The organism is Chitinophaga japonensis (genome assembly GCF_007830125.1).
Lineage (GTDB): Bacteria > Bacteroidota > Bacteroidia > Chitinophagales > Chitinophagaceae > Chitinophaga > Chitinophaga japonensis.
Genome location: NZ_VLLG01000002.1, coordinates 2058251 through 2081611 on the forward strand (window position 1 = coordinate 2058251; position 23361 = coordinate 2081611).

16 protein-coding genes and 1 tRNA gene are annotated in these 23361 nt (G+C 52.4%); 5 read left to right on the forward strand and 12 right to left on the reverse strand.

Annotation, left to right across the window (positions count from 1 at the left end):
* Positions 1-5 precede the first annotated feature (5 nt).
* A complete protein-coding gene (locus tag LX66_RS08495; protein ID WP_145711779.1) occupies positions 6-1499 on the reverse strand; it encodes a sensor histidine kinase in 1494 nt (497 codons plus the stop codon).
* A gap of 128 nt (positions 1500-1627) precedes the next feature.
* Between LX66_RS08495 and LX66_RS08500 the strand changes: the two genes are divergently transcribed.
* Positions 1628-2845 (forward strand): T9SS type A sorting domain-containing protein, encoded by a 1218-nt coding sequence (locus LX66_RS08500; RefSeq protein WP_145711781.1) that lies wholly within the window; start codon positions 1628-1630, stop codon positions 2843-2845.
* A gap of 52 nt (positions 2846-2897) precedes the next feature.
* Here the strand turns inward: LX66_RS08500 and LX66_RS08505 are convergent, their stop codons facing one another.
* Positions 2898-4085, reverse strand: coding sequence for an acyltransferase family protein (locus LX66_RS08505; protein WP_145711783.1), 1188 nt, complete (start codon positions 4083-4085; stop codon positions 2898-2900).
* A 213-nt stretch (positions 4086-4298) separates the two neighbouring features.
* Between LX66_RS08505 and LX66_RS08510 the strand changes: the two genes are divergently transcribed.
* Both LX66_RS08510 and LX66_RS08515 read left to right on the forward strand, forming a co-directional pair.
* Positions 4299-5159, forward strand: coding sequence for a helix-turn-helix domain-containing protein (locus LX66_RS08510; RefSeq protein ID WP_145711785.1), 861 nt, complete (start codon positions 4299-4301; stop codon positions 5157-5159).
* An 83-nt stretch (positions 5160-5242) separates the two neighbouring features.
* Positions 5243-5956 (forward strand): SIP domain-containing protein, encoded by a 714-nt coding sequence (locus LX66_RS08515; protein ID WP_145711788.1) that lies wholly within the window; start codon positions 5243-5245, stop codon positions 5954-5956.
* 58 nt (positions 5957-6014) lie between these two features.
* Here the strand turns inward: LX66_RS08515 and LX66_RS08520 are convergent, their stop codons facing one another.
* The 4 genes from LX66_RS08520 to LX66_RS08535 form a co-directional block, all read right to left on the reverse strand.
* A complete protein-coding gene (locus LX66_RS08520; RefSeq protein ID WP_145711790.1) occupies positions 6015-7433 on the reverse strand; it encodes a right-handed parallel beta-helix repeat-containing protein in 1419 nt (472 codons plus the stop codon).
* A gap of 394 nt (positions 7434-7827) precedes the next feature.
* A complete protein-coding gene (locus LX66_RS08525; RefSeq protein ID WP_145711792.1) occupies positions 7828-9204 on the reverse strand; it encodes a right-handed parallel beta-helix repeat-containing protein in 1377 nt (458 codons plus the stop codon).
* A gap of 158 nt (positions 9205-9362) precedes the next feature.
* Positions 9363-10937, reverse strand: a complete 1575-nt coding sequence (locus LX66_RS08530; protein ID WP_145711794.1) for a SusD/RagB family nutrient-binding outer membrane lipoprotein — start codon at positions 10935-10937, stop codon at positions 9363-9365.
* Positions 10938-10981: 44 nt separating this feature from the next.
* Positions 10982-14266 carry a SusC/RagA family TonB-linked outer membrane protein gene (locus tag LX66_RS08535; RefSeq protein ID WP_145711796.1) on the reverse strand — a complete coding sequence of 1095 codons (3285 nt, stop codon included), beginning with the start codon at positions 14264-14266 and terminating at the stop codon, positions 10982-10984.
* A 369-nt stretch (positions 14267-14635) separates the two neighbouring features.
* On the opposite strand from LX66_RS08535, the gene LX66_RS08540 reads away from it, so the two are divergent.
* Positions 14636-14708, forward strand: a tRNA-Ala gene (locus LX66_RS08540).
* 41 nt (positions 14709-14749) lie between these two features.
* Here the strand turns inward: LX66_RS08540 and LX66_RS08545 are convergent.
* The 5 genes from LX66_RS08545 to LX66_RS08565 all read right to left on the reverse strand — a co-directional run bounded on the left by LX66_RS08545 (position 14750) and on the right by LX66_RS08565 (position 20379).
* A complete protein-coding gene (locus tag LX66_RS08545; RefSeq protein WP_145711798.1) occupies positions 14750-15166 on the reverse strand; it encodes a response regulator in 417 nt (138 codons plus the stop codon).
* Positions 15150-16247 carry an ATP-binding response regulator gene (locus tag LX66_RS08550; RefSeq protein ID WP_145711800.1) on the reverse strand — a complete coding sequence of 366 codons (1098 nt, stop codon included), beginning with the start codon at positions 16245-16247 and terminating at the stop codon, positions 15150-15152. Before LX66_RS08550 ends, LX66_RS08545 begins: the two co-directional genes overlap by 17 nt.
* A 99-nt stretch (positions 16248-16346) precedes the next feature.
* Positions 16347-18509, reverse strand: a complete 2163-nt coding sequence (locus LX66_RS08555; protein ID WP_145711802.1) for a sensor histidine kinase — start codon at positions 18507-18509, stop codon at positions 16347-16349.
* Between the two features lie 24 nt (positions 18510-18533).
* Positions 18534-19637 carry an Rv1355c family protein gene (locus LX66_RS08560; protein ID WP_145711805.1) on the reverse strand — a complete coding sequence of 368 codons (1104 nt, stop codon included), beginning with the start codon at positions 19635-19637 and terminating at the stop codon, positions 18534-18536.
* Between the two features lie 19 nt (positions 19638-19656).
* On the reverse strand, positions 19657-20379 hold the full coding sequence (locus LX66_RS08565) for a hypothetical protein (RefSeq protein ID WP_145711807.1): 723 nt from the start codon (positions 20377-20379) through the stop codon (positions 19657-19659).
* 513 nt (positions 20380-20892) lie between these two features.
* Here LX66_RS08565 and LX66_RS08570 point away from each other — a divergent pair.
* Positions 20893-21627 (forward strand): superoxide dismutase, encoded by a 735-nt coding sequence (locus LX66_RS08570; protein ID WP_145711809.1) that lies wholly within the window; start codon positions 20893-20895, stop codon positions 21625-21627.
* A gap of 11 nt (positions 21628-21638) precedes the next feature.
* Here LX66_RS08570 and LX66_RS08575 read toward each other — a convergent pair whose 3' ends face one another.
* Entirely contained in the window at positions 21639-23225 is a 1587-nt protein-coding gene (locus LX66_RS08575) for an ArnT family glycosyltransferase (RefSeq protein ID WP_145711811.1), read from the reverse strand.
* Positions 23226-23361: the final 136 nt, after the last annotated feature.

Genomic DNA, 23361 nt, shown 5'->3' on the forward strand with positions numbered 1-23361 from the left:
CGTTTTTATCTGCCCACGGTAATGGTCAGGTGCACAAAATATTCAGTAGCGGTTTGCCGTATATTCAGCTCATGCCGGTCCGGGTACAACAGCGCCAGCCGGTTCTTTACATTGCTCAGCCCAATACCCCTGCCTTCCGGGGCCGTATCATTTTCCGGCCGGGGATGCGTGGTATTGTAGGCGTCAAAATAAATATGCTGCGCATCGCAGGAGAGGGAGATAGCGATCTTTGAGCGCTTGCGCAGGCTGATACCGTGTTTGAAGGCGTTTTCCACGAAGGGGATCAGCAGCATGGGCGCTATGTTGTGATGGCAGTGTGTTTCATCTATGTTCACATCTATCTGTATGTCCGGCGACGCCTGTGTGCGCAGCCGCTGCAGGGCGATATAATTGTGCAGGTAGGCTACTTCCTTGTGCAGGGATATCTTTTCCTGGTGATTTTCATCCAGCATAAAGCGCATCATATCTCCCAGCCGCTGGATGCCTTCGCTGGTGTTCACCGCATTTTCCTGCAGCGCGCTGCCATAGAGGGTGTTCAGGGCATTGAACAGGAAATGGGGGTTGATCTGCGAGCGCAGGAAATCCAGGTTAGCGGCGGAATGGCCCAGCGCCATCTGCAGGTTCAGCATAGCGGCTTTGCGGTCTTCCCCGGTAGTGTAAAGCCACCAGGCCAGGGGCAGCAGCGCCACCAACTGCACCAGGAACATGCATAGCATCAACACGAATATCATTTCCGGGCGGTAACGGGTAAGCACCAGCGCCAGGAGGTATACAACGAGCCCGGTAGCCAGCGAGGAGAACAGGATGTCCCTCCACAGGATCAGCTTGCGATGGTGCGCCTGCTCATACTGCGGGAACACCCGGTTGTACCAGATGTAAAAAACAGCCGCATAATAAGGCCCGCCGCATAAAAGCACCAGGAAAAGCTCGCGGGAACGGATGCCCAGCGCAAATACCAGCAGCGCCAGCCAGACCGCCCCTATGAGCACCCGCTCATTCGCAATCCGCGGGCGGCCGTGCAGGTATTGAAAATAGATGTGCCGCCCGGCGTAGTACACCACGTAAATAATAGCATAGAACGCCGTGGTAATAAAGGCCGATTTGGCAAAGTACATATGCGCGCCTTTTACAGAGCTGTATACACCGAGCAGGTAGCCATAGCGGTAGGAGTAGGCTACCATGATCCCCAGAAACACCAGCGCCAGCGTTACCACAACCAGTAAGAGGCCGGGCAGCCAGCGCTGCTGTTCCAGGAACCTGGGCACTACCAGCATATTCAGGAAAAGAAAGGCGGCGTATACAATGGTAATGTGCGCCAGCAGCGGCAGCACATAATGGATATAGTAGTCAAATACCTGGTGGTATTGGTGAAACTTGTGACCGTAGATCCGCTGCAGCTCAAATACGTTATGGTTAACGCTCTGGTATAGCAGGGGGAACAGCAATAGCAGGAAGATGGCCGTAGCGGCGCCAAATTCTAGTTTCTTGAAAGGGATCATTGTTAAAACTTTCAGCAATGATAGCGATCTATAGCAAGTGCGGATGGAAAATGGGACGAACCACCACTAAAATGGGATGGAAAATCGAAAATTTGTCGTAACTTTTATAGACCCAAATTATAACCTATATGAAAACCGTAACTTTACGCAAATTCCCTACTTTTTTCAGCTTTACATGCGGCATATTCTTATGTTGCGCTGCAGTGGCGCAGCAGCGGCAGGGCAATGCCTACGCCGTTACTGCAGACACTATCGGCGGCCTGAACTGGAACGTGCTGCGACTGATAGATATGAATGACGGCGCTGCCGTCAACCGCCTGGGCAAAGCGCCGGCTGCGGCGCCCGGCGTGCAAACCGCTAAGAACCATGCCGGCAAAGTAGCCGCCTGCGCTTTTGACAACACCACGCATCGCCTGTTCTTTGCTACCATGCATACCAACGAGCTGTATGCCGTGAACCTGAACAGCAATAATGCTGCTCCCATAAAAGTAGCGGACCTGCGGGTAAACGATCCGTTCATCAGCCACCCCGAAGAGAACAATATCAGCCGCATGGTGATCGGCGCAGACGGCAACGGCTATGCGCTGACCAATGATGCGGAGCACTTTTTTGTTTTTGCCACCACCGGGCAGCAGGTGCAGTTCCGCGACCTGGGCAGCCTGAAAGATGCGGCCACCAACGGGCAAAACTCCATCCATTCCTTTTGCACCGGCTGGGGCGGCGACCTGGTAGCCGACAAGTACGGCTACCTGTACCTGGTAAACCTTTATAACCGGGTGTTCAAGATAGACGTGAACAGCCTGGAAGCCACCTACACCGGCATCATACAGGGATTACCGCAGGGCTTTTACACCAATGGCGCCGCCGTGGATGACAACGGGCAGGTGGTATTGAGCTGCTCTACCTATAAGCAGGGATATTTCCTGCTGGATATGTCCAGCCTGAAAGCCACCGCCATTCCCAACAAACGTAACGACGTGTTCAACGCATCTGACCTGGCCAGCGCCAACCTGCTGTTCCAGGATAAAAAAGACATTACGCCCATTGCCATTACGCCGGGCAGCATGGGCGCGGACAGCAGTAATATCAATATCTGGCCCAACCCTGTACCGCTGGCGGGCAATACGTTCAATGTAGCTTTCAATGCCCTGGATAAAGGAGATTATATCATCCAGTTGGTGGATATGGACGGTAAAGTGGTGGTAAGCAAAGCCGTAAGGGTAGGCTCCAAACGCCAGACCATCGCGGTGAACTATGGTGCCGGCATTTCCGGCGGGCTGTACGTGGTGCAGGTGCTGAACCGTAATAACGTGACCCAGACCGCCCGCAAGCTATTCATCCTGTAATTGTTTTTTATATACTACCGGCGGGCCTCCTGTAAGGGAGGCCCGCTTTTTTTCAGGCGGCCGCCTTCGGTATGCGCCAGCCTGCTTTGATAAACCGTTTGCCCAGCGCAATAAAAGGCTTTTCTATCCACAGGTAAAGCGCATAGGAGATCAGCAGGTTGGCCGCCAGGAAAAGGATACAGGCGATTACCGCATTGGCTATTTTGCCAAAGGGCGCATAGGTTATCACCATGCGGATGACGCCCGGCATCACGATCATGTGTATGAGGTAAAGCGAGTAGGATACATCGGCGCCAAAAGCGCCCACCTTACCGGACAGCGCCCGCTTGATCCCTTCTATGACCGCGCTGATGCCGGGATGGGCATACTTTTTTATCTCCCCCGAGAACAGCAGGATCACAATACTCAGTATAGTCATTACCGTTAGTGGGCCAGTAAACGGGAGTATGATCAGCGTCCAGGCAGCGAGGTGGAACAGCTTTGCCCGGCCCTGGAGGTAGGCGGCCAGCAACATGCCCAGCAGGAAGTAATGCAGGGAATAGAACAGCAGCGAGGGCGCCTGGAAACTGATGATCCGGCCGCCGCCCGCCCAGGTGCCGAATAGTTTTTCCACGGCGATGACCGCCACCAGGGAAAAGAGAATGAGCTGCACCATCCGCTGTTTTACCACCTGCCCGTTCTTAAAGAACAGCAGGAACAGCAAGGGGAACAGCATGTAGAACTGCATTTCCAGCGAGAGGCTCCAGGCCGGTCCCAGTATGCTGGTGTTCACGCCGGGCAGCAGCCCATGCAGGAACGTGAGGTGCAGCAGCAGATCGCTGAAAGTAGGATAGGCGGCAGGGTTATAAGTGGTAGTAAAGTGCGCTTCCCTGCCGGTGAAGTAATGGTAATTGAAGTATACGCTGTCGTAATTATATTGGAAAAAATTATAGGCCGCTATCAACGCTACAAAGTACAGCGGGTAAAGCCGGAACAGCCTTCTCAGCCAGAATTTCCGGAAAGTGCCCGCTTCCGAAGGCGGCTCTTCCTCTTCCCTTTTAAGGTACTGGTACATCATCAAAAAGCCGGTAATGACCATAAACCCGTCTACTGCAGGCCCGTTGGTCATGAGGATGTTGCCGAGCACCGGTATCTTCACGAATGCCGCGCCCCCGATGTATTTGTAAAAATGCCCCAGCGCTACCCATAGCGCCAGTACGAATCTTAATCCGTTAAGAAAGGTGGTGTCCAGGTTCTTCATCTTGCATGGTTTTGCAGGCAGGCGATAAATAGCTACTGTATACAGTTGGCTGCATAGATATGGTCATGTAAGTTTAGCCAAATCCGCCCGTTCCGACAATCCATTCCCCGGAATCTACTAATATTGCTAAGGGATGGCCCCGCTAAACGGGGCGGCATGTTACTAGTTTAAATAAACTGCCGCCGGTCAGGTAAAAAAAATGTTGTTTTGTATATGCCTTCACGCCAAAAGCAAGCGATACCTGTTCATAGCCTGGAAGACCGCAGTCCGGTAGGCCTGGAAATACATTTCGTGGATGATGTAAAGAGCCGGGTGATCCGGGACGGCATGGGCGCTCACCGGGATGATCATCACATTTTTATCCTGCTGGAAACCGGCTTCACCCGGATTATGGTGGATTTCCAGGTACAGGAGGTGACCGGGCCGGCTATTTTTTACGTGCTGCCGGGGCAGGTGCACCAGTATATTGATTCCGCCAAAGCCAGCGGGTGGTTTGTAGCAGCATCCAGCCTGCTGGTGGGCGAGCTTTATCAGCCCGTACTGAACGACAACGTGCATAAGGGACCTGCGCCCCTTAGCGGGAAGCAACTGGAGGCTTTCAGCGGCTTATGCCGCCTGCTGGAGCAATCCCGTTCGGCCGCTGCGGCGCCGTTTTCCAGGCCGGTCTTACACTCGCTGGTCGCTGCCCTTGCTGGTATGACAGCCGGGGTGTACACCGAATACAAGGGCCGTGACAAGCAGGCCCTACGCGGAGCGGCTATTACCGCCGCTTTCCGGCAACTGCTGGCGGCGGAATATAAGACCATGAAAAGCCCGGCGGACTATGCCCGCAAAATGAATCGCTCCCTTTCCTACCTCAATGAGACTGTAAAGGCCAGCACCGGCTTCCCGGTCAGCTACTGGATACAGCAGGAAACCATGCAGGAGGCCAGGCGCCTGTTATACTATACCCGTTTAAGCGTCAAGGAAATTGCCTACCAGTTGGGGTACGACGACCCAACCTATTTCTCCCGGCTGTTCAAAAAAGTGGTGGGCCTCACCCCCGGTGAGTACCGGGATCGTTACCGCGAATAATCCGGTTTTTGCCATGTATTGTCTCTTTCCAGGGCAGCACGATGTTGTTGTTTTGCATATTCATTTATGCATAATCGTTATTTATGGAAAGCGCAATACAGTTGATAAAGCGTAAAGCCATTACGCTGATAGAGCAAAAGATAGCCAGAACAGGCCGGGTGCTGGCTGTTCGCACCTGGGCCCCCGCTGCTATCATAGAGGCGGACCTTCACCTGCCCGGTGTGAATATGGCCAGGTGGAGCCATGTTCAGCACATGAAATGCCGGGTAGGAGATTGGGCGTACCGTGATTATTCCCCCTGCGGCTGGGATGCCGGCACGGAAACGTGCACACTGATCATTGATGCAGGACACGAGGGGGCGGGCGTCCGTTGGGCCGCTACCCTACAGCCGGGAGATACCGTTACCTATGCCGGCATAGCCTCCACACCTCACCGGCCCGTAAGTGATGCACACCTGGTGCTGCTGGGCGATGAAAGCGCCATCGGGCATTTTTACGCACTGCGGCAACTGGCGGTCAATTCCCTTTCAATCAGGGGAGCCGTTGCATTTGCCAATGCGTCACAACTGGATGCATCCGGAGAATACTTTTGTGATTTCAGCACCCTGGAGCCGGTGGCCGGGCAGGACAGGCATAGTGGGGAAGCGCTGGTACAATGGGCGGCCGGCCAACAGTTTCACCGTGATACGGTCTTTTACCTGGTGGGGCATATTCCCATGGTAACCCGGCTACGGCAATGGCTGAGGGGAAAAGGATATAGTGGCGCGCAGATCAAAGCGCAGGGATTCTGGAAATAAGAAGCAGGAAGTATGAAGTTGCTATATCTCCTACTTCCTGCTTCCAACTTCTTACTTCCTATTTTTTCCTGTATCCGGCAGTGCCTAATGGAGAGCCGGCTTTGGGCAGGTAATAATTATTGATATCCACCAGCGCGGCAGCCAGCGTGGCTACTTTCACATTCGCCAGGGTGCCGGTGCCTTCCTGATAGGTGCCGCCGCCTTCCGTATAGATATAGGCATTGGCATAGATAGCGCCTCCCGCTGTTTTAGGGCGTATGAAAGCATTGGCATTCACGATATTCGGCAGGATGCTCCGCCGGTCGTAACCGTTGATACGCAGGCTTACGCCACCGGTGTTGGCAATGGTGTTATTGGTAATATCCACCTGGGCATTGTCTGTACCCCGCAGGCTCACCCCATCATGATAGCCCTGGTTGTCGCGGAACAGGTTGTTGTGGATCTTGTGGTGCTGGCCGAAAGCGCCGGAGCCGTAGAACTGCATCAGTTCTCCCCAGCCATCATGCACATAGTTGTCATGCGTGTTGCTGTTGGTAACGCGCCCGCCGATCAGGATACCGCCGTTATGGGCAGGGTTGTGCTGCATAGCCCAGTTCTTCACTTCATTGTTATAGATCTCCAGCCTGTCAGTGGCAGCGGTCTGGATACCGTCGGCGCCATTGTCATGCACATAGTTGTTATAGATCTTTACGTTGTACCATTTGATAGGCTGTACGTATTTGTGTCCGCTGGTGAAGCCGGAAGTAGGCCCGTTGTAGCCCAGGCCGGAGGTCAGGTCCCAGTAGGTGGCGGTGTGACCGATGTACATGGCTTCGTTGTAGGTACCGCTGATCTCGCAGTCATGGATGGACAGGTTGTTCATCTGCGAGTTCGGGTGCCAGGTGCTGGCATCATCCTTTGCGGGATCTGTTTTGGCCCAGATGCCGGTACCGCCGCCGGTGATGGTGATGTTCCGGATCTCGAAATTGTCTGTGTGCGCGCGCAGTATCACGTCAAAATAGGCCTGCCTGGCGGATTGTGTAGAACCTTTGATCAGGAATTCCTTTTTGCTCTTTTCGCCTCCCAGCTTAATATAATGGCAATTGGTGAAGGTAACGGCCTCCGCCCAGGAACCGCCGGCCCAACTGGTATTACCAATGGTGGTAACTGCCCCGGTGGGATTGCGGATAATGATAGGCGCTGATGAGGAGCCACTCAGGTTGTAAAAGTACACGGCTGAAAAATTGCCTTTCAGGATCAGTACATCTCCCGGTTTGTAATAATTGTTGCTGTTGTTGATGCTTAACCGGCCATAGGTGTCTGGTGTCAGTACAAACTGCCTGCCGGTCAATTCCGTTTTAACGGAATCTGTTGCGGTGTCAGGTACTACAGTGTCGGTTACTTCATTCTTTTTACAGCTCGCAACAAAGAGGGTGGCTGCGGCTACAAAGGGCAAGAATAGTCTCCCTGCATAAAGCTGGCGATTTGTTACTCTCATGGTTTTTCAGATTATATGGTTTGTCCTTTATGAAATTGCATAGCTGTTGCAATGACAATTAATCATGTGCACATGACATCTATTGGCATTCTGCAAGTTGGCAATGTTAATGTTGTGGAGCGTATGGTAACTCCCCCCGTTTAAAAATTGTGACAGCAAAAAAACGGAAGTTATCTGAGAATATTATCTTCTTTTCGTTTGTACAACTGCGTTATAATGAATGTTATGCGGGAAGCAGGCTTTGTGCCGCGGAAACAGGCGGGCATATAACAGGAGGAGCGCGAGCGCGTAGTGAATTGATTTTTTGTATATATATAAGAAAAAGTAACTTTTAAGATTTTTAATTATTTTTTAAAAAAAATCCCGCGGTAGCATATAGCCGTTGCATTTAGCGCTAGCCATTTCGCCGGTAACCGGAACCGGATAGCGGGGAGCCGGGCCGCGGCTGGTAATAATTATTAACGTCCACGCCCGCTTCGGCCACAGTAGGCAGCTTCACGTTGGCGTTGCCGCCGCTTCCTTCTGTTACGGTGGCGCCGCCTTCCGTATAGATATAGGCGTTGGCAGTAAGGGGCGATCCGCCTGTTCTGGGCTGTATCAGGGCATTGTCCCGGATCACCTGTGGTTGTATCATGCGGCCGTTATAGCCGTTAACGCGCAGGCTTACGCCCCCGGTTTTGGCAATGGTGTTGTTGGTGATCTGCACAATGGCATTGTCGGAGCCGCGCAGGCTTACACCATCATTGTTCACCTGGTTATCGCGGAAAAGATTATTGTGGATGATATGTGTGGACCCGTTCTCGCCGGAGCCATAAAACTGTAGCAATTCTCCCCAACCGTCATGCACGTAGTTGTCGTGGGTATTGGTATTGGTAGTGCGGCCGCCTACCAGAATACCGCCGTTATGTGCGGAATTATGCTGGGTGGCCCAGTTGGTGACTTCATTATTATAGATCTCCAGCCGGTCGATGGCAGCGGTTTGTATACCATCGGCCCCGATGTCATGCACGTAATTGTCATAGATCTTCACGTCATGCCACTTAATGGGCTGCACGTATTCATGCCCGGGCGTAAAATTGGCCGGGGTGCCATAGTAGGAGAGGCCGGCCGTCAGGTCCCAGTAGGTGGCTGTGTGGCCAATGTACATGGCCTCGTTGTGGGTGCCGCTGATCTCCACGTTATGTATGGAGAGGTGCTCCATCTGCGAGTTGGGATACCAGGTGGAGGGATCGTTCTTTACCGGGTCTGTTTTGGCCCAGATGCCGGTGCCACCGCCGGTGATGGTGAGGTTCCTGATCTCCACGTTATCCGTATGCGCCCGCAGTATCAGGTCGAAGTAGGCCGCCCGGCCCGACCCGGTGGAGCCACGGATCACGAATTCCGACCGGCTTTTTTCCCCGCCTACCACGATATGATGACAGTTGGTGAAGGTTAGCCCTTCTGCCCAGGAACCGCCGTTCCAGTTGGGATTGCCGATACTGGTAACCGCCCCGGAGGGGTTCCGGATAATAATGGGCGCCGATGCAGACCCGCTCAGGTTGGTAAAGTAAATGCTGGAAAAGTTCCCTTTGAGGAGCAGCACATCGCCCGGTTTATACTGCCGGTTGCTGTCGTCGATGCTCAGGCGGCCATTAGCGTCGGGGGTGAGCGTGTATACCTTGCCCACGGGAGGATTACCCGGCGGATTGCCCGGTGGGTTGACGCTTCCCTGTGGGGCTTCGCCTTTATTACAGCTAAGGATCAGAAAGGCCAGTGCTGCAATAGTTAGCATATACAATCGCTTAAAAAGGTGTTGGATGAACAATTTCATGGTATAAGACACTTGTTGGGAATTGCACGGATAGCAAGCACGCTTATATTGGTACAGGTAAAAATACGAAAAAAGCCGGCTCCACGGAGCCGGCTTTTGGTTATATACTGCCAGATGTTTTAGTTCTGATCCCAGAAGATGCGGGTATCGCGGGTATCCTGGGCCTGTACAGCGGAATAGTTGGGATTGTACAGGGTTTCGATGGTCGGGTACACCAGGCGTACCGGGGGGCGCTGCCCGCCGGAATAGCTGGAAGTAGCGAACTGCAGGGCCGGGTAGCCGGTTCTGCGGTATTCTGCCCAGGCCTGGCCTGCCTGCAGGATGAAGAAATGCTCCCATTTCTGGGTGTAGATCTTCGCCAGCTTCTGGGTAGTAGTACCGGTGTAGGCAATGGCCGGTTTAGCCAGGTAGTCATTGATCTCCTCCGCGGTAGGATCGGTCAGTTCCGCCCAATCGCCGGAGCCGTCGCGGGCTACACGCCTGTGGTAAATGTCGTAGTAGAAAGCGATGGACTGGTTGATGCCGTTCTCGTACTCTGTCTGGGCGGCACCCAGGCTCCACCTTTCATAAGCTTCTGCTTTCAGGAAGCTGGCTTCTGCAGCGGTGAAAAGCACGCCGGGCACATTATAGTTATAGAAGAAAGTAGCGGAATCGTAGGTAGCAAAGCCCCGCGCGTCATACTGGGCGCTGGTACCGTTGTAGGGGAAGCTTTTCCAGCCATTGTCTGCATTCGGATCCCAGTACACTTCTGTGCGCGGATCATCATTAGTCAGCATAAGGGTGTCCAGCAGGAAGGAAGGTGCAAAGGGGCTTCCGCTAAGCGCATCCCGCATATCGCTGCGCAGCGTGGGATTGCTCATCCACAGGGCGGCATTATCTGAATTATCGGAGATCAGCGGGTAGGTAGCCGGGTCTGCCAGCATTTCCGTTACGGCCGCCTGGGCCGTGCCTTCATCCGTGTTGGAGATGCGCATTAACAGGCGCAGGCGCAGGGAGTTGGCATACCGTTGCCACTTGGACAGGTCGCCCCTGAAGATCGGGTCTGCTGCCGTGAGCTCGGATGATATGCTGGGATCCAGCGTGGCGGTGGCGAAATAAGTGTTCAGCGCTTTCAGGTTAGTGATCAGCGTATCGTAGATGGTTTTGGCATCGTCAAAAGGAGCCGGTTCCACGATACGGTCCGTATTGAGGGAGCTGGCGTTGAAGAAAGGAATATCCCCCCACAGGTCCACCATCTGGCTGGTCTGGTCATACAGCACTACCTCGGCCACTTTGAGGAACACTTCCTGCAACTGCTGCTGCGCCGGGGTCAGTGCATTATAAGAGGTCTGCATTTCCCGGTAGCTGTTCAGGATGCCCGGACCACTGTAGTTATAGTCCGTACCCAGGCTGCCGTTATAGAAATCCGTCCAGCGGCCGCCGGTGTAGTCCAGTGACGGTACGTACATCTGCGTGAGCGGCGCCAGGGCCGTCATCTGGCTATAGGCAGCCGTTGTGGGCATGATGAACGTATAGTAGTCCCAGTAGCTGGGGTGTATCCGTTTGTTAATGAACATGCCGGTAAACAGCTTACTCATCGATCCTGTAGTCGTTAGCTCAGGATTCAGGTAATTCTCCTCCAGTTGCCGCTTACAGGCGCTGAAAGTGCCCGCCAGCAGTACGAGGATCGTTGTATTTATCAGAAGTCGTTTCATCCGTTAGTGATTTCTTTTTTAAATAAATTGAGCAACTCGTTAAATTAGAAGCTGGCACGAATGCTGGCGCCCAGGCTCCTGGTAGGGCCAACGGTGCCATTGTCCATACCCTGGCTCAGCCAGCGGGAACCTACAGCTACTTCCGGGTCCAGGCCATGCGGTACTGATTTATAGATATAGAACAGGTTGCGGCCGATCAGGGAGAATTGCAGGCCCTGGAAGTGCAGCTTGTCTGCAATGCGCTTGGGCATGTTGTAGCTCAGCACGATCTCACGGAACTTGATGTAGCTGTTGTCAAATACAGCAGCGGAGTAGTCGCCGTTGCCCCTCCATTCAAAGTTGTTGAAGTAGTAACCCGGAGCGCTGATCACTTTGGTGTTCACCTCGCCGTTTTCCGTTACGCCGGGCAGTATCATGCCGTCATGGAAAGCGCCGTTCGGATTGGCCTGGAAATTACCGGTGGCGCCATCTATTACGTCATAAGCAATACCGCCGCTGGCTGCATCCCTGTATTGCAGGGTGCTTTCCAGCTTGCCGGCGCCTATCTGGTAGTAGGTGGGAATAGATATCAGTTTGCCGCCAAAGCGGTAATCCAGCGTCAGGTCCATTGAGAAATTCTTGTAGGAAACCGTGTTGGAGAAACCGCCCACAACTTTCGGCATAATGTTGCCTACATATTTGTACTCGCTGGTGTTGTTGGTGTAATAACCGGCGTCATTCACGATGTAGTTGCCTTTGTCATCCATATTCCGGGGATGTACATAAATATTGCCCAGCGCATCACCTGGTTCAGAGCGTACGATCAGGTAGCCGCCGCCTTCCACGTTCTCCGTGTAGGAGCTGATGCCTGCAGCAAAGGAAAGCACTTTGTTCTTGTTCATGGCAAAGTTGAAGCGGGTGCTCCAGTTCACGTTTTTGGACTGGATGGGCCTTGCGCTGATGGCGCCTTCAAAACCATAGTTGGCCAGGTCGCCCGCATTTACCAGGCCGGAAGTAGCGCCGGTAGAGGGGGAGGTGGAGGCAAACATGATCTGGTTGGTCACCTTGTTGTTATAGTAGCTCAGGTCCACGCTTAACCGGTTTTCCAGGAAGCGTGCCTCCAGGCCAAATTCTATTTCCCTTTTCCTTTCGGATTTCAGGTCGTTGTTGCCGAACTCGTTATGACGCGGCTGCTGGTATATCAGGCTACCATCGTTATAAGCTATCTGGTACTGGGTATATGCCACGTTAGCCTGGTACAGGGTAGGGTGGTTACCTACCAGGCTATAAGAAGCCCGCAGCTTGGCATAATCCATGAAAGAAGGCAGTTTTACTACTTCAGACAATATGAAGCCGGCGTTCACAGATGGGTAGAAGTAGTTGTTTACAGCCGGGGGCAGCGTGGAAGTACCTTCGTAGCGGCCGGTACCTTCTACATACAGGAAGTCCCGGTAGTTCAGGTTCAGGATACCGAAACCGGCCACATCCAGTTGCTCTGCACGGGCGCTGGTGGCATTGATGTTGCCCGCAGAGTTGCTCAGGCTGAACCAGTTCTCATTTACCAGGCCGTTGGTGCTTTCGCTGTTCTGGTAAGCATAACGTTGCCTGCGACCTGTAACGCCACCGGTAGCTGTCAGGGACAGGTCATTGGTCAGCTTGGGGCTGTAGATCAGCAAGGCGTCGCCGTACAGGGAAGTATTTTTCCGGGAGCCTACGCCGTATTTGCCGCTGTAGCCCAGGGCAGCCGGCCTTTCATTATACTGTTCCGTGGTCATGTCCAGGCTGGTGTAGTCCACGCCCACACGGCCCCTGAAGCGGAGGTTGTCCAGCAGGGAAACGTTCAGCGTGGCGCTGTTGATAAAGCGGTGCTGGGACTCGTCATAGCTGTTCCGCAGGTTGTTCCACAAGTAATCCAGCAGGTTATAGGGCCGGATGCTGTAGAGGATCTTTTCGTCCTGGTCGTACTGGTTGTTATCAAACCTTACGTATTTGTAGCCATTGGAGGTCATGTACTTGTTCTTGAAAACGCTCATGTCGTCAAACGGGCTGAAGAAACCGTCGAAGGAAGCAAATACGTTGCTCATCTGCTCCGGGCGGTTGTGCGTAAAGTTGTAGTTATAAGAAGACACGAGGTCCACGCTTACCCGGTCATTCAACTTCAGCGTACCGTTGAAGTTGAAGTTGTTTTTGAACAGGTTGCTGCCCGGCAGAATGCTCTTATAGTCCATACGGGTATAGGAAAAGCGGTAATTGCCTTTATCCGATCCGTTGGACAGGGCCACGTTCAGGATAGAGTTGAAGCCGGTATTATAGAAATCCTTGTAGTTGTCTTTCTGGGCCAGGTACTGGCGGGTGCTGCCATCCCAATACGTTACTTCCCGGCCATCGAACTTGGGACCGAACATGCCATAAGCCCGGTAGTTGGGGCGTAAGGAGCCATCGGGATTCTCTACCCATCCATCGAGGCGGGGGGTAATACCATTGCTTACATTGGTCACAATGTCATAACCCGGGCCATATTCGTTTTGGTATTCCAGGCCGTTGGCCAGTTGTTCCAGTGTGTAAGTGTAGTTTACATCCACGCCCAGGCCGCGGCTGGCGGACCCTTTCTTGGTGGTGATCACCACTACGCCGTTGGTCGCTTCGGAGCCATACAGGGCACTGGCGCTGGCACCTTTCAGGATGCTCATGCTTTCAATATCCTCCGGGTTGATGTCCAGCACGCCATTACCATCAATACGGTTATTGGTAGTGCCGAAGGAATTGGTAGTCGGATCGTTAAAGTTCCTGATGGGTACCCCGTCTACTACATACAACGGTTGCGTGCTCAGGTTGATAGAGGATACGCCCCTCACCTGTACAGACACACCGCTGGCAGCGCCGCCTGGTGCGGTCACCACCTTTACGCCGGCTGCTTTACCATACAGGGCGGAAGCGAAGTTGGGGCTACCGGCCTGGACGATCTCCTTGGAGCTCACCGTGCTCATGGCGTAGCCTAAAGCGCGTGTTTCACGCTTGATACCCATGGCGGTCACCACTACTTCGTTCAGTCCTGTGGCATCTGTTGCCAGCCGGATGTTAAAAGGAGAACCGGCGGCAGGTACTTCCTGGCGCTGGTAACCAATGTAGGAAATAATCAGCGTTGCTGCAGGAGCAACCTGTAATTCAAATTTACCCTCTGCATCGGTAAGGGTGCCATGGGTAGTGCCTTTTTCCTGTACACTTACCCCGATTAGCGGACTTCCTTTTTCATCCAGTACGGTGCCCGAAACCGACTTTTTCTCCTGCGCTATGGCCGTAAAGGCGCATAGGAGGAACAGGATCGTACATACAAAAAACGATCTTTGCATAGCTTTTTTGTTGATATAATTGGTTAATGATAATACCCAGGTGACGGGCACATGTTTACGTTGTCCACTTTTGTTTCTCTAACTACTTGGTTGAATGAATAACCTAAATTCTCCCAGTTACGTTGCGTTTAGTTTTGTTCTTGTTTAATCTACACTTATTCCACAAAAGGTATCGAGATAATTGAGTAGCTAACCTATAGAATGTTTTCCACAATTTCAAAAGGTTTTGTTAAAAAGGAGAAAACACAATTAAAATTCGTAAATAAAACATCACTTTTCAGATCAGATATTAAGTATCTTCTCTAGCTAACAAAAATTAGGAAAATTTGTTTTTATTATTTTATATTTGCACTCCCAAAACACAAAAACGGGGGATTAGCTCATCTGGTAGAGCGCAAGCATGGCATGTTTGAGGTGATCGGTTCGAGTCCGATATCCTCCACCCAAAAGGGTTCAACTATATGGTTGAACCTTTTTTTATGTCTAAAAGTCTTTGAATATTTCCCCTACGGTCTCCTTCAGGTCCTTTGCCAGCAGGGGCTTCTTGAGCAGTTTTACAACCAGGGGGTTGGCATTGGTGCGGTTAATATCCCCATAATCCAGGGAAGAGGATACCATTACAATATGGCATTGGGACTTGATCTTGGAGGGGTAGCTGTCAAACGCCTGCAGGAACTCGAAGCCGTCCATTTCCGGCATCTGGATGTCCAGCAGTATAATGGTAGGCGGAATGCGGTGCAGGCTGATGTTGGACGACAGGAATTCCAGGGCCTTATTGGCGCTGGAAAAAGAAAGTACGGTCCTGCTGATCTGCTGCAGCGTGATCAGCTTTTCATGCAGCAGGAGATCAATCTCATTATCATCGACCAGGATGATGCGTAAGTCAGGAATCGAAATCATTTCTGTTGGGAATAGTTATTTCAAACTGGGTGCCTTCACCGTATTTGGACTCCACATTGATCGTGCCGCCGATCTTGTTCAGCGCTTCCTTCACAATATACAGACCTATCCCGCTTCCCGGCTTGTTGTTGTTTTTCGAGCGGAAAAACATCTTAAAGATATTGTTCAGGTGCTCGCTCAGGATGCCAATGCCGTTATCCTCTATCCAGATGGTAGCCTTATGCGGTTCCACTTTCACGGTCAGGTTCACCTTGGGATTGGCCTCATCGGGCTTCTGGTATTTAACGGCATTCGAGATCAGGTTATTCAGGATAACGCTGATGCGGAATGTATCTCCTTTAAAATCAACAGGTTGGTCAATATTTAGCTGGAATTCAATGGCGGTGTTCTGGGGCTTGAAGGCGGCAATGCACTCCTGCAAAAGACTGTCGAAGTCGATCTTTTCGTACTCTACGTCCAGCCGGGAATTCCGGTAGTACTCGATGATCTTCTGGATGAAGCCGTCCAACTTGAGGATGCAGGACTCTATCATGTCCACATAGCCGTTGGGGTCTTTTACGGAATTATCCAGGCGGGCCAGGTTGATAATACCCAGTACAGACATCAGGGGGGAGCGGAGGTCGTGCGAGGTGGAGTAGATGAACCGGTTCAGCTCATCATTTATCTTCTCCAGTTCGGTGATCTTTTCCTTCAGTTGCTTGCGGGCCTGGTACATCTCAAACGCGTTGCTGATGGTGTTATGCAACTCGTATTCGTCCCAGGGCTTCTTTACATAGGAAAAAATATGCCCTTTATTGATGGCTTCAATAATATCTTCCACATCCGTATAACCGGTAAGCAGTATACGGATGGGGTCCGGCAGTTGATCCTTGATCTCACTGAAGAAATCCACGCCGGTAGAAACAGGCATTTTCTGATCTGCGATAATGATATGTACATCTATACTCTTTAAGAGCAGCTTGCCTTCCTGTGCGGAACTGGCAGTGTATATCTCATAACTTCTACGAAAACTGGCTCTGAAAGCGTTGAGGTTATGAACTTCATCATCGATGTACAATATCCTGATACGGTTCTCTTTCATCTGTTACATAATATCTTTGTATCGGTCAGATGGAACCTCGCATTCATACGCGCAGTTGCAGGAAAAGTTTATTATGCTCGGTTTCATTCAGGGATGCTGTTAAGTCGTCGGCTGACTAGTTATTTTGAATGGTAAATATATAACAAATTCCGCTCCTTCCCCGGGAGCCGTGTTTACCACGATACGCCCGTTGTGTTTTTCAATAATACTAAAAACAATAGACAATCCCAAACCGGTGCCTTCTCCCACGTCTTTGGTGGTGAAAAAGGGATCGAATATCTTTTCCTTTACCTCGGGCGTCATGCCGGAGCCGGTATCCCTAATGCTGATCACGGCGGTGTTGTTGTTTTCCTGCCGGGTGGTAATGGTCAGGCACTCCTCCGTATGGGTGCCTTTGCTTTTCATGGCGTTCAGGGCATTGGTAATAATGTTCATGAACACCTGGTTGACCTTGCCGGCGTAGCACTCTATCTTGGGCAGGTCGCCGTATTGTTTGATCACTTTTACATTCGGCGGAATATTGTTGCGCAGCAGCACCAGTGTGGAGTCCAGCCCTTCATGAAGGTCCACGGACTTCACATCACTTTCATCCAGGCGGCTGAAGGTGCGCAGCCCTTTTACGATCTCGGCGGTACGCACGGCGCCGTCCTCTATGCCCTTTATCAGGTCGGATATCTCTTCATGTATATAATCGATGTCTATTTGCTTCTTGTAGTCCGCTATTTCCCGGAAAGCGTGCTGCAGGTCCGGCACCTGCTCCAACTGGTCGTATTTGTGCAGCAGGGTCTTGATGTCCTCAATATCCAGCTTCAGGGGCTTGATGTTGGAGGTCACAAAATTGATCGGGTTGTTGATCTCATGGGCAATGCCGGCGGTGAGCTGACCCAGGGAGGCCATTTTTTCCTTTTCCACCAGTTGCGTCTGGGCTTCCTTCAGGCTGGTAAGGGCCACGTTCAGCTCATTATTGGACTTTTGCAGGGCCTGTGTGCGCTCGTTTACCTTTCTTTCCAGTACAACGTTCTGCTCGCGCACCAGTTGTTCGTTCTCCTGGGATACCTTCAGCGCATGGGCCTGCGATTCCTCCTTCTCCTTCTTGTAGGTGTTGATACGGTCCGCCAGCGCAAAGGACAGCAGCACTACTTCCACGGCGGAGCCAATGAGCAGGATATGGCTGGTGAACATATTATAAGGTATCACGCCTACATCTTTCAGTACAAATATGATAATAGCGGATATGAATACGAACCAGGCGGCTATAAATATCCTGGCCAGCCGGTACCTGCGGGCCTGTATGATACCGAATATCAGTATGAAGATCACCACGGACAGCGCCAGCAGGTCTATCAGGCCATAGGCGGCGGAAAGCTGGCCCATTAAGGACAGCACCAGCGCACCGCAGTAGGCGATGATGAAAAACCAGAACAGCTTGTGGGCCCGGGGGGCGCGCTCCTTTACATGCAGGAAGTTCTTTACAAACAGCAGTACGCCTATGCCGGACAGCACCCCTCCCCATTGCACGCTCTGCTCGGTTAAAAACCGGTTCTCATGCCACCAGTAGCGGTACCCGAAGCCCTGCAGGCATACCTGGGTAAAGCCCACGGTGAATATATAGAAGATGTAGTAGAAATAGCTCCAGTCGCGGGTGGTGAAAAAGATAAAGATGTTGTAAAAGATCATGACCAGTATCACCCCTATGTAGATGGCCAGGAACAGGTCGTCATTATTGAGCTTGGCGAGTATCTCCCTTTCTGTGCCAATGTAGGTGGGCACCAGGATGGGCTCTTTGCTCTGGATACGGAAGAGAAATGTTTTAGCCCCGCCGGAAGGCACATTCAGGTCGAAAACAAAATTCTGGTGATTGTAGGGCCGCTGCTTAAAGGGCCGGAGGTCGCCGCTCTGCACTACGCCGTACCGCCCGTCGCCCACCGGGAAATAGTAATCTATCTTGTCCAGTATGGGATAGGTGATATCCAGCTTCAGGGTATTTTCCGGGGTTTGATTGGCCACCGTGAAACGCAGCCATACCGTGTTGGGTGTGATGGCGAAATTGGGTATCTGTTTATCGATCGGCTGGAATTTACGGCTGGCCAGCACATCATTGATCTGCAGGGAACCTTCCGGGTCCAGCAGGTATTCCATCTGGCCGTATACCGCCAGTTGCAGGGGCTGCTGCGGGGTAATGGTGATCGTGTCCGCCCGGGCAGCCTGATAGCTGCACAGCAGCAGGGATAATACCAGTGATATAATAAGGTGGCGCTTCATGCGGCGGTAAAGTAAAGTTGCTGTTTAAAAAACCTGGTCCGGGTCTACATAGTACCGGCCTGAAGGCATCGGGCGATCCAGGCAGATCTCCCGGCACACGTGGGCCACCATCGCTCCTCCCAACGCCACTGCAGAAGCCAGTTGCGGCCAGGTGGTAATGCTCCGGCCTATTTCCCCAATGGAGTGCTTCAGCTTGTCTGATATATTATCGTAGTCCAATATATCATAGACCAGCCGCATGCGCTCTTCCCCGCTGAACTGCCGGATACTGCTGTAAGATAAGGTTTCCTGCACTTTTCCGTGCAAAATGGGGCGATCGGGTTCCTGGTCAAACCGTTCAATGTCCATCATGCCCCTGTCGGAAGTCTCCATGATCACGGGCATGCGCGCCGCCCGGGCCTGCTGCCGGCTCAGTATTTTGATGTCCAGGCTGTCGCATTCCTCCACCAGCACATCCAGGCGGCCGTTGCCGGTTAAAAAGGATGCGATGTTGCTTTCCGTAATGCCTTCGTCAAAACAGGTGACTTTGAGGAAAGGGTCCAGCTCGGCTATTTCCCGGGCTACTATGGTGGTTTTGGGCAGGCCTATGTTATGGACGCCGGCGCGCAGCCGGTTCAGGTTACTGAGGTCCAGCGTGTCAAAGTCAGCGATCCGCAGCTCCCCGCACACCCTTTCCATGGCCAGGGTAAGGGCGGCGGACTGGCCCACGGAAAGCCCGATGATGCCGATCTTTTTGGTAGCCAGCCGTTGTATCTCTTCCGCGGTGATCTTGTGCTGGTTCCGGCTGGTGCGCATTTCCACGAACTCCGCTTCGTCCAGCAGGTGCACCAGCCGCTGCGACCAGGGATAGTACACCCAAACGCCGTAGGCATCCAGGGAGCCGGCGCCGGCATGGGCGGTTATCTTTTGCTGTAATTGTTCTTCAGACAATTTTTCTGCCGGGTGCCTTGTTTTGATCAGCTCCTTCAGTTGCTGCCGGATGGTGTCATGTACCCGGATGTGGGGATGGGTGTGCAGCAGTTCCCGGAGAGCTTCCTGCTGTGGCGGGTGTTGTAAACGGAAGAAAAGAACGGCCCGTTGGTCCTGGTCCTTGCTTGCTGTCAGGTACTTTTCATCTATCAGGTTCATATATTCAAATGGCGCTTTGTTATTGCACAAGTAGGCTGTCGTGCTGGTGGGCGCGCATAATGCGCAGGTCATAGTCCAGCAGCATTTCTCCCTTGGGCCCTTTTTCAACAACCGTCTGCACGGGATTGTTACGCAGGTGCATTATTTTTTCCCTTTCTTCGGGATGTGCGCTGCGCTGCTCCCAGGGGTCGGTGAGTATCATGGCGGTTGCGATCAGGTCTTCCTTGGGATAGTAGAAGGTGCCCTGGTTGCCGATATCGGTCATTATCTTATAGCCGGTTTTGCTGCAGTTCCTGAAAGTGGTTTGTGCGCAAAAGGCCAGGAAACTGGTAACCGGGAGCTGGCTGAGCACGGCGTTTACGACCCGGAACAGCACGATGCTGCCCACACCCCATCCCGCTACTTCCCGGGAGTTCCACAGGCCGCAGAATTCCCCGGTGCCGCCCTGGCTCTGCAGGTTCTTTACCATGTCGAAGATCCGCGTATCCATATTATTGATGGCGGTTTCTATGGGGAGGGGAATGCTGCCGCCGCCCAGTTGTATCCGGCACCCGCCATACACTTTTTGCCCGTCTTCAGAGGTAACGGTAATCAGGTAGGCATACGGTTCATACATCCAGTCAATACTGGCCGAGGTAACTTTTGTTACCCCGTACGATTCCAGTACTTTTCTGTGCCCGTTGATGTACTGCATACATTCTTCGGGATAATCAATTGCCCTGAATACTCTTACCTTAAGCATGTATAGGAATGCTTTTAATTATTAAATCCCGGTAAACCCGTGCGCTGCTATATCGCTTCCTCCTGCTACAGTTCAAATACGTAAAACACCGCTTAAGAAAAATGATATCTTAAGGAGGTGATATCTGTCAGCAAATCATTTTCTAACCGGTGGTAGCTCATGACATACGTTTGTCGGCATTTACTCATAGTCAGGCTGCTTGGGCAGGAGTAACAAATTGCGCTACTGTGCTTACAGCAGGCACCGCCCGGGATAAATAGTCTCATTGTTATACCAGAATAGTTATGTCGTCAACTTTTCTTCACATGAAGGTACTGGTAAAATAATATTATTTTGACAATAAATCATAAGGAATTTTTTTATTCCGCCTATTGCTGAGCAAGGATTGTGCGGCCGGCTACCAGCCGCTTACTTAAATAAGTGGTGTAATATTTGTAGCTTTACTCCCCTTGCCTGCGTAGCTTTGCAGATGCTTCAAAAAGCGATTATATCATCAATCTCAATACTATTGATATGGATAAGAGAGAATTCATCAAGCTGGCCGGCCTTGCAGGGGTGGCTGCATTAAGCAATCCAACCAGCGTACTGGCCGCTTCACCTGCCCGTACTACTGCCGCTCTGGCAACAGGACCCAAAGCTCCATTTGAACTGCCTCCTTTGCCTTATGCCTTTGATGCCCTGGAGCCCAACATTGACAAACTGACCATGGAGATTCACCATGACAAACACCACGGTGGTTATGTAAAGAAGCTGAACGATGCGGTGCAGGGCACTTCTTTTGCCAGCCTCAGCCTGGAACAGATACTGAATAAAGTAACGGCAAAGGACAAGGCTATACGTAATAACGGGGGCGGGCACTACAATCACTCCCTGTTCTGGACCTGGATGTCGCCGGAAAAAACTACGCCTTCCGACAAGCTGAAAACTGCTATCAACGGCGCTTTCGGCTCCTGGGACACTTTCCAGCAAAAGTTCAGTGACGCCGCCAAAGGCGTATTCGGCTCCGGCTGGGCCTGGCTGATCGTAACGCCGTCCAAAAAGCTGTCCGTGGTGTCTACACCCAACCAGGACAACCCGCTGATGCACCAGATCGTGAAGGAAAGAGGGCTGCCCATATTAGGGATCGATGTATGGGAGCACGCTTATTACCTGAAGCACCAGAACCGCCGGCCTGAATATATAGAAGCGTTCTGGAACGTGGTGAACTGGCCTGAAGTGGAAAAGCATTATGATATGGCCATGAAATAAGGTCGTATCCTTTATTTTCTTCTGAAAAATATAAAACCGTTCTGTTCCCCCACCACCTCCAGGTTGGGGTGGTGGCGGTACGGTTCGCTATCCTTGTTACGGCATACAAAATAGGCTGGCCGGTCCACCCGCCCGTTCAAAAGCCATGTTTCCCGGTAATAGCCGCTGCCGGCCGCCGGCCGTTTTTTACCATAAAAAAGAGGCGCATAAGTAGTATAGCGCAGTGGTTTGATGTACACGTCCTTCCCTTCAAAAGACCGGAAAAAACTGACGGCCGCCCTTTGCGTATGCGCTTCTATTTTGGGCAGCAGTTGCAGCAGCGTTACCTGTACGGCGGCCATGGTGCTGATAAAAAGGCACAGCAGCCCGCCCTGGTACCTTCTCCTGAACAACCATACCCCGCTCAGGACTATCAATATAATATACAACAGGCCATAAGCGGTTTCCCAGATGCTCCAGGGTACATCTGCCTGCACCAGCGCCCGCAGGAACCGGTCCGTTATATAGGGCAGCAGCGTATCCCTATACACGCCTGCCAGGGGAATGGCCGCCATGGCCATGCCCAGGATAATGCCTGTGAACAGCAGCAATACAATGTTCCACCCCGGCAGTACGTGCCGTCCGTCCGTGATCCGGTATACCTGCCTGGCAGCCAGGAAGGACAGCGGCAGAAAGCTAAGGGAGGAGGGCCACAACAGCAGCACTACCCAGAACAGCGACCACATCCACATCCGGAAACCCTTTAGCTCCATGGGCAGGGGAGATTTGTACACCGACCGTTTCCTGCGCCCCTGCAGGTAGCTGAACAGGAAAATACTGGCGGGGAAGCAGCCCGGCAGCCATATCCAGTAATAAAAGGTATCGGCATACCAGGCGCCTGGCAGCCCCGTCACCTGCTGCCGTAAAAAGGCGCCTGCATGTTGCCAGCCGTACTGGTAGCCGGTATAGCAGAGCCACAGCGTTATGGGCAGGCAGGCTATGAATAATATTAATACCAGGCTCCCTGTCCGGATACCGGTCTTGCCCTTGCTGGCCACCCAGTATACCAGCAGGGTAAGGAGGCTCAGCAGTATGGCTACCGGTCCTTTGGCCAGCACGGCCAGCCCCAGGCAAATACCGCTTAGCGCGGCCATACGGGAAGCTTTGGCATAAAAGCCGGTGCGGTAGGCAAAGTATACGGAGAGCAGGAACAGGTAATTGAATATGGTATCTGCCAGCCCCAGCCGGTACCCGGCCTGCAGCAGCCAGGAGCCGGCATGCACCAGCGCCCACCACACTCCCAACTGGGGCCCGGCCAGTCTTTTACCGATCCCGTAAAGGGTAAGCAGGGTAATAATACCCGTAACGGCAGCCGGGAAGCGGGCGGCGAACTCACTCACGCCCAGCAGGGCCATGCTGCCGGCCTGCATCCATATAAACAGGGGGTATTGATCATAAACGGGCTGAAAGTCCAGTTGTACCAGGAAGTAATTGCCGCTTGCCAGCATCTCGCGTGCTGCCTCCGCCGAACCGGTTTCCAGCGGGTCCAGCAGGTGCACGGATCCCAGGAAAGGAATAAACAGGAGGCCTGCTACTATGGCAATCGGGAGGTATCTCATCGGGTCAGGTTCGTGGTTTATGGTTTAAACAGTAGAACAGCTTATGGTGTTTAACGGCGAATTACCGGATTTATTTAACGATCCCATAAACTATTATGCAGATCCGGCGAATTGCCGGACCGTTTCCCCCATGCAC

Bases quoted from the DNA above. Each gene is read 5' to 3' on its own strand.
- LX66_RS08495 (WP_145711779.1), bottom strand. From the start codon at position 1,499: ATGATCCCTTTCAAGAAACTAGAATTTGGCGCCGCTACGGCCATCTTC.
- LX66_RS08500 (WP_145711781.1), top strand. From the start codon at position 1,628: ATGAAAACCGTAACTTTACGCAAATTCCCTACTTTTTTCAGCTTTACA.
- LX66_RS08505 (WP_145711783.1), bottom strand. From the start codon at position 4,085: ATGAAGAACCTGGACACCACCTTTCTTAACGGATTAAGATTCGTACTG.
- LX66_RS08510 (WP_145711785.1), top strand. From the start codon at position 4,299: ATGCCTTCACGCCAAAAGCAAGCGATACCTGTTCATAGCCTGGAAGAC.
- LX66_RS08515 (WP_145711788.1), top strand. From the start codon at position 5,243: ATGGAAAGCGCAATACAGTTGATAAAGCGTAAAGCCATTACGCTGATA.
- LX66_RS08520 (WP_145711790.1), bottom strand. From the start codon at position 7,433: ATGAGAGTAACAAATCGCCAGCTTTATGCAGGGAGACTATTCTTGCCC.
- LX66_RS08525 (WP_145711792.1), bottom strand. From the start codon at position 9,204: ATGCTAACTATTGCAGCACTGGCCTTTCTGATCCTTAGCTGTAATAAA.
- LX66_RS08530 (WP_145711794.1), bottom strand. From the start codon at position 10,937: ATGAAACGACTTCTGATAAATACAACGATCCTCGTACTGCTGGCGGGC.
- LX66_RS08535 (WP_145711796.1), bottom strand. From the start codon at position 14,266: ATGCAAAGATCGTTTTTTGTATGTACGATCCTGTTCCTCCTATGCGCC.
- LX66_RS08545 (WP_145711798.1), bottom strand. From the start codon at position 15,166: ATGATTTCGATTCCTGACTTACGCATCATCCTGGTCGATGATAATGAG.
- LX66_RS08550 (WP_145711800.1), bottom strand. From the start codon at position 16,247: ATGAAAGAGAACCGTATCAGGATATTGTACATCGATGATGAAGTTCAT.
- LX66_RS08555 (WP_145711802.1), bottom strand. From the start codon at position 18,509: ATGAAGCGCCACCTTATTATATCACTGGTATTATCCCTGCTGCTGTGC.
- LX66_RS08560 (WP_145711805.1), bottom strand. From the start codon at position 19,637: ATGAACCTGATAGATGAAAAGTACCTGACAGCAAGCAAGGACCAGGAC.
- LX66_RS08565 (WP_145711807.1), bottom strand. From the start codon at position 20,379: ATGCTTAAGGTAAGAGTATTCAGGGCAATTGATTATCCCGAAGAATGT.
- LX66_RS08570 (WP_145711809.1), top strand. From the start codon at position 20,893: ATGGATAAGAGAGAATTCATCAAGCTGGCCGGCCTTGCAGGGGTGGCT.
- LX66_RS08575 (WP_145711811.1), bottom strand. From the start codon at position 23,225: ATGAGATACCTCCCGATTGCCATAGTAGCAGGCCTCCTGTTTATTCCT.